Genomic DNA, 8,828 nt, shown 5'->3' on the forward strand with positions numbered 1-8,828 from the left:
CTGGGGCTGAAGAACAGCCCCGGCGCATGCATCAGCTTGGATACGGGGAAGACGATCATCAGCACCGCCACCAAGGCGAGGTGGAGCAGCAGCACCGGATCGCCGGGCAGCGCGCCAATCCGCAGGCGCATCAGGCCCAGCATATAGGCCTTGACCGCGACGATGTCGGTATGGGCGACAAAGCGCATCATCGTGCCGGACAGCACGATCCCGAGCAGCAACGCCAGGATCAGGTGATCGGAGGGGTTCGTGATGTAGCGGATACGTTCGACCACGACCCGCCGCAGCCACAGCCCGGCCAGCCCCGCGATCATGCCGAAGGCGGCATAGGTGCCAAAGGGCTGCACCAGCTCGACCCAGCCCCAGACCGGCTGGGTGAAATAACGCAGATGCCGCGCCAGAACCAGCCACATGGTCATGTGAAAGGTCCAGCCGAACAGCCAGATCCACTTGTTCGACTTGAACAGGCTCTCGAAGAACACCACCTCGCGCAGGATGCGCAGGACGACACCGCCGCGGGTCTTGGGCGCCGGCGTCGTCGGGATCTTGAGCGGCGCCGGGACGCGCGCGTAAACCCGGATCCGGGCCGCCAGCCCGATCACAAGGATCAGCGTGGCGGCATAGAACAGGATGGCATAGGCGGTTCCCAGCACGATACTCTCTCCCCCCTGCCCCTGTCTCCCCACAGAGGCGTGACGTGATGACTTCGGATCAGACGCAGCCGGTCGGCTTGGGCAGACCGGCGATCTTGCAGGCCTGTTTCGCCGGGCCATAGGGGAACAACTCGTACATGTACTTGTTGTTGCCCTTCTCGGGGCCCATTTCCTTCTTGATCGCCTTGATCAGCACGCGAACCGCCGGTGCGATCTGGTATTCGTCGTAGTAATCGCGCAGGAAATTCACCACCGCCCAATGCTCGTCGGTCATATCGACGTTCTCGGACTTGGCGATTTCCTCGGCCAGATCCTTGGTCCAGTCGGACAGCGTGGTGATATAGCCTTCCTCGTCGTGCTCGACCGTGTGGCCGTTTATCTGATAGGACATTGTCTTCTTCCTCTTGCTAAAGTCCGGTCCGCTTCATCGGGCCGTATCGTTTCAAAGCCACGCCTGGGTGCGCGCGTGGTCCACAACCAGATCCACGAACCCGTCGTAACCAACCGTTTTGGCCCCGCTCAGCACCTTGCCGTCGTCGAGGCCGCGCGCGCTGGCGTCGCCGCCCAGCACGTAGAGCGTCACATCCTCCAGGCTGTCGGACACCGCCCCGGCCACCGAGGACCCCGCGAGCGCGCCGTAAACACCGTCTTCGATCAGCAGAACCGCATCGCCCGGCTTGCAATGCTTGAGACAGCTCAGCAAAGCGCCATTGGTGAAGGGCGACTTGTTCACCGTGTGCAAGGTCGACATCGCATCCCTCCTCAGAAACTCAGAACCACGTCCTGACCGGACATGATGTCGGCCATCTCGGCGCGTGAAACGATCTTGATCGACGGCTTTTCGGCCCAGTCGTCATCTTCGTCCTCATAGACGATCTCCTGCAGGTCGCCCTCGCTCAGGCCACGCTCCTCCAGCGACTCCCGCTCGACGAAAAGCTTGGTCACGTCGTAGTCACCCAGCGCCCGGAACGTCGGCGAGAAGTTCTTGACCCCGATCGCGCCGGTGTCCTGCCCCTTGGTCAGCTGGAACACCCCGTCATCGAGAAAGGCGAGGCTCACGTCCTGGTCGAAGGCGGCGCCGATCAGCACGACCTCCAGGCTCTCCAGTGCATAGATCGTCCCGTAGGGCGCCTTGCGGTTCACGTAGAGGAATTTCTTGATATTCGACATCTTCCCGCCCCCCTCAATCGCCGAACGTGACCAGGCGATCCGTCTGGATGCCCATTTCGATCAACTGGCCGAGGCCGGAAATCCGGAACCCCTCGGCGATGTTGTTGGCGTCCTTGCCCTGACGCTCGGCCTCGTTGGCGTCCAGCAGCCCGCGCCGCTGCGCGGCGGCGATGCAGACCACCAGGTCGATCCCGTGCTCCTGCGCCAGCTCGCTCCAGTTCTTCTGGATGTGGCGCTCGTCCTGAGGTGGGACGCTGAGCCGGGACGAGACGTTGACCCCGTCATGGTAGAAAAACACCCGCGGCACCTCGTGCCCCTTGGCCAGCGCCGACTTGACGAAATGATAAGCGGTATCGGCGGCCTGATGGGTATAAGGCCCCTCGCTCACGACTACTCCGATCTTCACTGCTCGCTGCCTTTCCGGTCAGAAGTGGACGTGGGCCGACATGTTCATCGACCCCCGCGCACCGGTCCAGGTGTCCAGGTGGTGCTTGGTAAAGGCCAGTTCGGTCATCTCGAAGAACCGCTTCCAGCCGATCCGCTCGATCCACTCGCCCATCCGCTCCCAGTGCTGGGCGTCGGACTTGTAGGCCTCGACGATACGGCCCACGACTTCCTTGACCTCGGGCCAGTGCGGCGCGTTGTTCGGCAGGTTCGCCACCGCCAGCTTGTGAAACGTCGGCTTGGAACGCGCGTTGGAATGCTTGCCGCCGACCCAGACCGCGATCTTGGTGGAATCCTCGCCGTTGATCTGCATCGGCGGGCACGGCGGGTAGCAGGCGCCGCAGCAGACGCATTTCTTCTCGTCGACCTCGAGGCTCGGCTTGCCGTTGACCATCGCCGGCCGGATCGCCGCCACCGGACACCGCGCCACCACGGCGGGTCGCTCGCAGACGTTGGCGACCAGGTCGTGGTTGATCTTGGGCGGCTTGGTGTATTGCACGTTGACCGCGATATCGCCCTGCCCGCCGCAGTTGATCTGACAGCACGAGGTGGTGATGCGCAGCCGGTTGGGCATCTTTTCCTGCACGAACTCCTTGTGCAGCATGTCCATCATGCCCTTGACCACACCCGAGGCGTCGGTGCCGGGAATGTCGCAATGCAGCCAGCCCTGGGTGTGGCTGATCATCGACACGCTGGCGCCGGTGCCGCCCACCGGGAACCCGGCCAGTTCCAGCGCCGAGATCAGCGGCGCGACCTTGGCCTCCTCGGCCACCATGAACTCGATGTTGGAGCGGGTGGTGAACCGCACATGGCCATCGGCATAGCGATCACCGATGTCGCAGAGCGTGCGGATGGTGAACACGTCCATCTGCCGCTGGGTGCCGGCGCGGACCGTATAGATCACGTCGCCCGACTTGGCCACATGACGCAGAACGCCCGCGCGCGGCCGTTCGTGCCAATCCCAGTTGCCATAGTTGGCCTTCATCACCGGGTGCATGTACTGGAACGGATCCGGTACCCCGACTTCGTCGGGCTTGCGGGGGGTATCGACTTGATCTTTCATGATATTATCACTCCCTGTCTCTGCCCGATCACTCGGCCGCCGCGCCGGCGGATTTTTCCGCCGCCTTGCGTTCGAACCACTTGGCTGCTTCCTCGTCGAAATCGTCGGTGCGCACGTAGCAGGAGGTGCGCGGGTGGTTGACCATGTTGGGATCGACGTCGATCTCCAACGCTTCGAGGAAGGCCGGAAGGCCGATCCGGTCAATGGTCTCGCCGACGCGTTCGTGCTCCAGCGCGTTGTCGGCAAAGAACTCGACCACGCGCTCGGCGAAATCCTCGAGCTCTTCGAAATCCTCGTCGGTCTCCAGCTTCATGAACGGCTTGATCATGATGCCCATCAGGTCGCCGATCTTCAGCGCCCGTTTGCCGCCGATCATGATCGACACGCCACGGTCGTCGCCGGGTGAAAGCGCCTTGGTCATCACGTTGATGCAATGCATGCAGCGCACGCAGGACTTGTTGTCGATCTCCAGCGTGTCGTCGTCGTTGAGCGAGATCGCCCGCGTCGGGCACATCTTGAGCACGGTGTCCGTGGTATAACGGCGGCCCTTCTCCTTGATGTGCTCCTTGACCTTTTCCTGGTCGATCTTGATATCGTCGCGCCAGGTGCCGATGACGGCAAAGTCGGCGCGGTGGATCGCGTTCACGCAGTCATTGGCACAGCCCGAGAACTTGAACTTGAACTTGTAGGGCAACGCCGGGCGGTGCATCTCGTCCAGCAGCTTGTTGATGATCGACCGGTGCGCGCGCACCTCGTCATAGCAGGACTGCTCGCAGCGGGCATGGCCGACGCAACTCATCGAGGTGCGCAGCGCCGGACCGGCGCCACCAAGGTCGAAGCCGATCTCGTTGAACTCGTCAAAGGCCTTCTGCGTGTTCTCGCTGGTGCAGCCCTGGAACATGATGTCGCCCGACTGGCCATGAAAGGCCACCAGTCCCGAGCCATGCCGCTCCCAGATATCGCAGAGCTGGCGCAGGATGTCGGTGGTATAATGGTAGCCAGCAGGGGGCATCACGCGCAGGGTGTGAAACTCCTTCGATTCCGGGAACTTGTCGGCCACCTCGGAAAATCGCGGGATGATCCCGCCGCCGTAGCCAAAGACCGAAACCGTGCCGCCCTTCCAATAGCCGGTGCGGTTCTCGTAGGAATGGTTGAGCTGGCCCAGTAGATCGTTCATCATCTTCTGGTTGTTGGGCGCGCCCTCGTCGCGCAGGCGCTTGAGACCGGTCACGAAGCTCGGCCAGGGACCGTCCTCCAATTGGTCAAGCTGCGGCGTCGGGTGAATCTTGCGATCCGCGTCCTGTACGTCGTCGTCCTTCATGGCTTCCTCCCAGATGTTCCCACGCCCTATGCCGTGTTTTCTGCGGGTCAGCCACGCGACCGGACCTTGGTCCGGACCTCCTCAGTAGTGCGTGGGTAGCCGACAGGACGGCATGCCTTCGAAAGATCTACACATCCTATTTTACGAATGTTAGAATATTTAGCAACACTCGCCTGCACTGGCGATATATTATTGCGCTGCAGCATCAATTGCGCCGCAATGCAGAAATGGAAAAAGAGCAATGAAACCTGAGTGTTCTGCCGAAAATGCAGCCTGAAACGGAAATAATCAGGCATTTCCACTGGCAGGATTTCGCCACGAATGACGCCTTTGAAAGCTGGCGCGAGGCAAAGATTCGCGCCTGCGACAGGCTCTCGAAGCTGCCGCCGATCCGGTTGGATTCGCTTGCCGCCTGCGAAAAATCCGCCCGGAGGGACCTGAAAGAGAGGTGCGCAATCGCGAATCACGCGCTCTACCAGGTGTCGCATTCCGAACCGACGGTTGAGGCTGATTGCACCGCGCTGGCTGGCTTCGCGCGCAGCCTGGGGTTGTCGGTTCCCGAGGATCACCGCTCGGCCGGAGAGCGCGGCGTGGTCGCGCTGCGCACCTCCTCCACCGCCACGAAAAAGGGCTACATTCCCTATACCGCGCGGCCGCTGAACTGGCACACGGACGGGTATTACAACCCGGCCTCCTCCCCAGTGATGGCCTTTGTCCTGCACTGCCACCAGCAGGCCGGAATTGGCGGCGAGAACCAGCTGGCCGACCCCGAACTGGTCTATCTGCGGATGCGCGAGGCGAACCCGAACTTCGTCGCCGCGCTGATGCACCGCGGGGCGATGACGATCCCGGAAAACCGCGAACCCGACGGCACCCTGCGCCCGACCTCGGTCGGCCCGGTCTTTTTCGCCGACGAGGTCTCGGGCCGGCTGCAAATGCGCTATACCGCCCGCACCCGGTCGATCGAATGGCGGTCCGACCCGACCACGGACCGCGCGACAGAATGGCTGCGCGACTGGCTGACCAGCGGCGACCCGATGATCCGCAGTCTCCGCCTCGCCCCTGGCCAGGGAATTCTGTGCAACAATGTCCTGCACAACAGGACCGGCTTCGACGACGGGGCCGATCACGCGCGGGTCATGCTGCGCATCCGATTTCACCAACGCCTTTCGGAGGAACACGATGGCACAGCTTAGCGACCTCATCATCGGGCATCCGGAGGTCGCCAGTTTCGACGACCTCATCGCACTCGTCCAGCACGCCGGCGAGTCCGGCCAGATGTTTCTGGAATTCGACGTGAAGCCGGACTTCCGCGACACCCCGAAAAATTGGCAATGGGTCCTCGAATCCGCCTTCACGCGGGGCCTGTCCTATGAATGACAAGCTGACCGATCTGGCCGAGATCGACCTGCCCTACCGGCGCAAGGCAATCCTGCGGCGGGTGGAGTTCGACGGCGGCCTGACGATGGTGCGGCTGGTGCTCCGCGAGGGCACCCGCATCACCCAGGTCGATCTTGACGCCGAAACCGCGACGGCGCTGGCCGACGCCATGACCGCCGCCGCGCGGGATTTGTGACGGGCCCGATGGAGTATCTTCCGATTTTTCTCGACGTCCGCGATCACCTGGTGCTGGTCGATGGCGGCGGCACCGCGGCGGCCCGCCGGGCGGAGCGCGCGCTCTCGGCCGGGGCGCGGGTCCTGGTGCTGGACCCGGCACCGGGGGACGAGCTGCAACGCCTCACCGCCGAGGCCCCCTCCGGCCTGAGTTTCGAGGCCCGGCTGCCCGGGCGCGACGACGTCGTCGGCGCCCGCGTGGTCTATGGCGCCTCAGACGACGCGGCGCGGGAAGCGCGGCTGCTGGGCTGGGCACGCGACTGCAAGGTGCTGTGCGACATCTCCGACGCCACCGACAGGTGTGATTTCATCACCCCCTCGATCGTCGACCGATCCCCGGTGGTGGTGGCGATCTCCACCGGCGGCGCCGCCCCGGTCGTCGCCCGCACCCTGCGCGCGCGCATCGAAACCATGCTCTCTCCCGCCTATGGCCAGCTCACCGCCTTTGTCAGCCGGTTCCGCGACCGCATCGCCGCGGGCATCGGCGACGCCCGCACGCGGCGCCACTTCTGGGACCGCATGATCGACGGGCCGGTCGGCGATCTTTACCTTTCCGGGAACGAGGCCGGGGCCATCGCCCGGTTCGAGGCCGATCTGGCCTGCACCCGCGCCGGGAAAGAGGCGCCGATGGGCGAGGTCTATCTCGTCGGCGCCGGGCCGGGCGACCCCGATCTGCTGACCTTCCGCGCGCTGCGGCTGATGCAACGCGCCGACGTGGTGCTCTATGATCGGCTGGTCGACCCGGAGATGCTGTCGCTGGTGCGCCGCGACGCCGAGCGCATCTATGTCGGCAAGCTGCCCAAGGAACACACGATGGAACAGGGCGACATCTCGGCCCTGCTGGTCAAGCTGGCGCTTCAGGGCAAACGTGTGCTGCGACTCAAGGGCGGCGATCCCTTCATCTTCGGGCGCGGCGGCGAGGAGATCGAGCAACTGGCGGCCAGGGGCATCCCGTTCCGCGTCGTCCCCGGCATCACCGCCGCGGCCGGTTGCGCCGCCTATGCCGGCATCCCGCTGACCCACCGCGACCACGCGCAGTCCTGCCTGTTCGTGACCGCGCACGGCAGGGACGGCGTGCTCGAGCTTGACTGGGAGGTGCTGATCCGCCCGGCCCAGACCGTCGCCGTCTACATGGGGCTGCAGAACCTTCCGGCGCTGGTCGAGGGCTTTGCCCGCCGCGGTATCTCGATGCAGGCCGATGTGGCGCTGGTCGAGAACGGCACCCGCGCCGACCAACGCGTCCTGACCGGCACGCTGGGCGATATCGTCGATCAGGCCCGTGCGGCCGGGTTCAAGAGCCCGACCATGATTATCATCGGCAGCGTGGTGCAGCTTCGCGCCCGGTTAGCACCCGGCAACGCGGCAAAGGACATCCCGCATTCCCTCTCGATTTCAGCCACCCAGGATTGACGCGGGTATAATCCCGCCAAGAAAGGCAGACATGAAAACCATCATCCTAAGGCGCCTGTCGCTGCTCACCGCCCCCGGGCTCAAGACCGACCTGCTCACCTCGGGCATGGTGGTGTCCGACCAGGTGACGGTCGACGGCGGCAAGGTGATCGTGCCGGTGAACGTGCCCACGGGCTATTCCGGCGACCTCGCCGCGGTGAAGGCGATGATCGAGGAGCAGCTGCACAGCCTCGATGGCATCGACACCCCGCTGGTGGTGCTCACCGCCGAACGGCCTGCCGCGCCCGAGCCCGCCGCGCCGGAGCCGCCGAAACTGCGCAAGCGCCCGACCGAGGCACCGGGCCGCGACATGCGCCCGCATTCCGCCGCGATCCCGGGCATCAGGACGATCATCGCCGTCGCCTCGGGCAAGGGTGGGGTCGGAAAATCGACCACCGCCGCCAACCTGGCGTTGGGGCTGCAAGCGCTGGGGCTCAAGGTCGGGCTGCTCGACGCCGACATCTACGGCCCCTCGATGCCCAGCCTGCTCAACGTGCACACCCGCCCCGAGGTCGAGGACGACCGGGTCATGCCGATCGAGCAATACGGGCTCAAGACCATGTCGATGGGCTACATGATGGAGGAGGACAAGCCGGTGATCTGGCGCGGCCCGATGGTGGTGACCGCGCTGATGCAGATGACGCGCGAGGTCAACTGGGGCGCGTTGGACGTGCTGGTGCTCGACATGCCGCCGGGCACCGGCGACGCGCAGTTGACCATGGCGCAGCAGTTCCCGCTGCAGGGCGCGGTCATTGTCTCCACCCCGCAGGACCTGGCGCTGATCGACGCCCGCAAGGGGCTGAAGATGTTCAAGGACGTCGATGTTCCGATCTTCGGCATCATCGAGAACATGTCGACCTTCATCTGTCCGCATTGCGGCAAGGCGTCGGACATCTTCGGCCACGGCGGCGCCGAGGAGGACGCCCGCCGCCTCGGCGTGCCCTTCCTCGGGGCGGTGCCGCTGCACATGACAATCCGCGAAACCTCGGACGCGGGCATGCCCGTGGTCGCCGCCGAGCCGGATGGGCCGCATGCAAAGATCTACCGCGACATCGCGCTCAAGATCGCGGCGCGCCTGTTCCCCGAAGACGATGAGGACTGAGGCCGCGATCCG

General features: G+C 64.6%; 12 protein-coding genes. 5 read left to right on the forward strand and 7 right to left on the reverse strand.

Annotated elements, in window-relative coordinates; translation table 11 throughout:
• The 7 genes from P1U75_RS14705 to dsrA all read right to left on the reverse strand — a co-directional run.
• A partial coding sequence (locus tag P1U75_RS14705) for a respiratory nitrate reductase subunit gamma (protein ID WP_300244774.1) occupies positions 1-653 on the reverse strand: 653 nt, incomplete at its 3' end.
• Between the two features lie 58 nt (positions 654-711).
• Positions 712-1,044 (reverse strand): TusE/DsrC/DsvC family sulfur relay protein, encoded by a 333-nt coding sequence (locus P1U75_RS14710; protein ID WP_300244775.1) that lies wholly within the window; start codon positions 1,042-1,044, stop codon positions 712-714.
• 51 nt (positions 1,045-1,095) lie between these two features.
• Positions 1,096-1,404 carry a sulfurtransferase complex subunit TusB gene (gene tusB / locus P1U75_RS14715; protein ID WP_300244776.1) on the reverse strand — a complete coding sequence of 103 codons (309 nt, stop codon included), beginning with the start codon at positions 1,402-1,404 and terminating at the stop codon, positions 1,096-1,098.
• Between the two features lie 11 nt (positions 1,405-1,415).
• Positions 1,416-1,823, reverse strand: coding sequence for a sulfurtransferase complex subunit TusC (tusC, locus tag P1U75_RS14720; RefSeq protein WP_300244778.1), 408 nt, complete (start codon positions 1,821-1,823; stop codon positions 1,416-1,418).
• A 13-nt stretch (positions 1,824-1,836) separates the two neighbouring features.
• The gene (gene tusD, locus P1U75_RS14725; RefSeq protein ID WP_300244780.1) at positions 1,837-2,229 is read right to left on the reverse strand and encodes a sulfurtransferase complex subunit TusD; all 393 of its coding nucleotides are present in this window, start codon (positions 2,227-2,229) and stop codon (positions 1,837-1,839) included.
• An 18-nt stretch (positions 2,230-2,247) separates the two neighbouring features.
• Positions 2,248-3,330: a dissimilatory-type sulfite reductase subunit beta gene (gene dsrB, locus P1U75_RS14730; RefSeq protein ID WP_300244782.1), complete on the reverse strand. Its 1,083-nt coding sequence runs from the start codon at positions 3,328-3,330 to the stop codon at positions 2,248-2,250.
• Between the two features lie 28 nt (positions 3,331-3,358).
• On the reverse strand, positions 3,359-4,651 hold the full coding sequence (gene dsrA / locus P1U75_RS14735) for a dissimilatory-type sulfite reductase subunit alpha (protein ID WP_300244784.1): 1,293 nt from the start codon (positions 4,649-4,651) through the stop codon (positions 3,359-3,361).
• Between the two features lie 266 nt (positions 4,652-4,917).
• Here dsrA and P1U75_RS14740 point away from each other — a divergent pair, with 266 nt between their 5' ends.
• Genes P1U75_RS14740 through P1U75_RS14760 form a run of 5 tightly spaced genes read left to right on the forward strand, consistent with a single transcriptional unit; the run spans position 4,918 to position 8,816 of the window.
• Positions 4,918-5,847 (forward strand): TauD/TfdA family dioxygenase, encoded by a 930-nt coding sequence (locus P1U75_RS14740; RefSeq protein ID WP_300244786.1) that lies wholly within the window; start codon positions 4,918-4,920, stop codon positions 5,845-5,847.
• Complete coding sequence (locus P1U75_RS14745) at positions 5,834-6,031, forward strand: hypothetical protein (protein WP_300244787.1); 198 nt, start codon at positions 5,834-5,836, stop codon at positions 6,029-6,031. Before P1U75_RS14740 ends, P1U75_RS14745 begins: the two co-directional genes overlap by 14 nt.
• On the forward strand, positions 6,024-6,227 hold the full coding sequence (locus P1U75_RS14750; RefSeq protein ID WP_300244789.1) for a hypothetical protein: 204 nt from the start codon (positions 6,024-6,026) through the stop codon (positions 6,225-6,227). The genes P1U75_RS14745 and P1U75_RS14750 overlap by 8 nt, the downstream gene beginning before the upstream one ends.
• Positions 6,228-6,235: 8 nt before the next feature.
• Positions 6,236-7,675, forward strand: coding sequence for a siroheme synthase CysG (gene cysG / locus P1U75_RS14755; RefSeq protein WP_300244791.1), 1,440 nt, complete (start codon positions 6,236-6,238; stop codon positions 7,673-7,675).
• 31 nt (positions 7,676-7,706) lie between these two features.
• Positions 7,707-8,816, forward strand: coding sequence for an Mrp/NBP35 family ATP-binding protein (locus P1U75_RS14760; RefSeq protein ID WP_300244792.1), 1,110 nt, complete (start codon positions 7,707-7,709; stop codon positions 8,814-8,816).
• Positions 8,817-8,828 lie beyond the last annotated feature (12 nt).

This window comes from Antarcticimicrobium sp., assembly GCF_029212575.1.
Classification (GTDB): Bacteria; Pseudomonadota; Alphaproteobacteria; order Rhodobacterales; family Rhodobacteraceae; genus Antarcticimicrobium.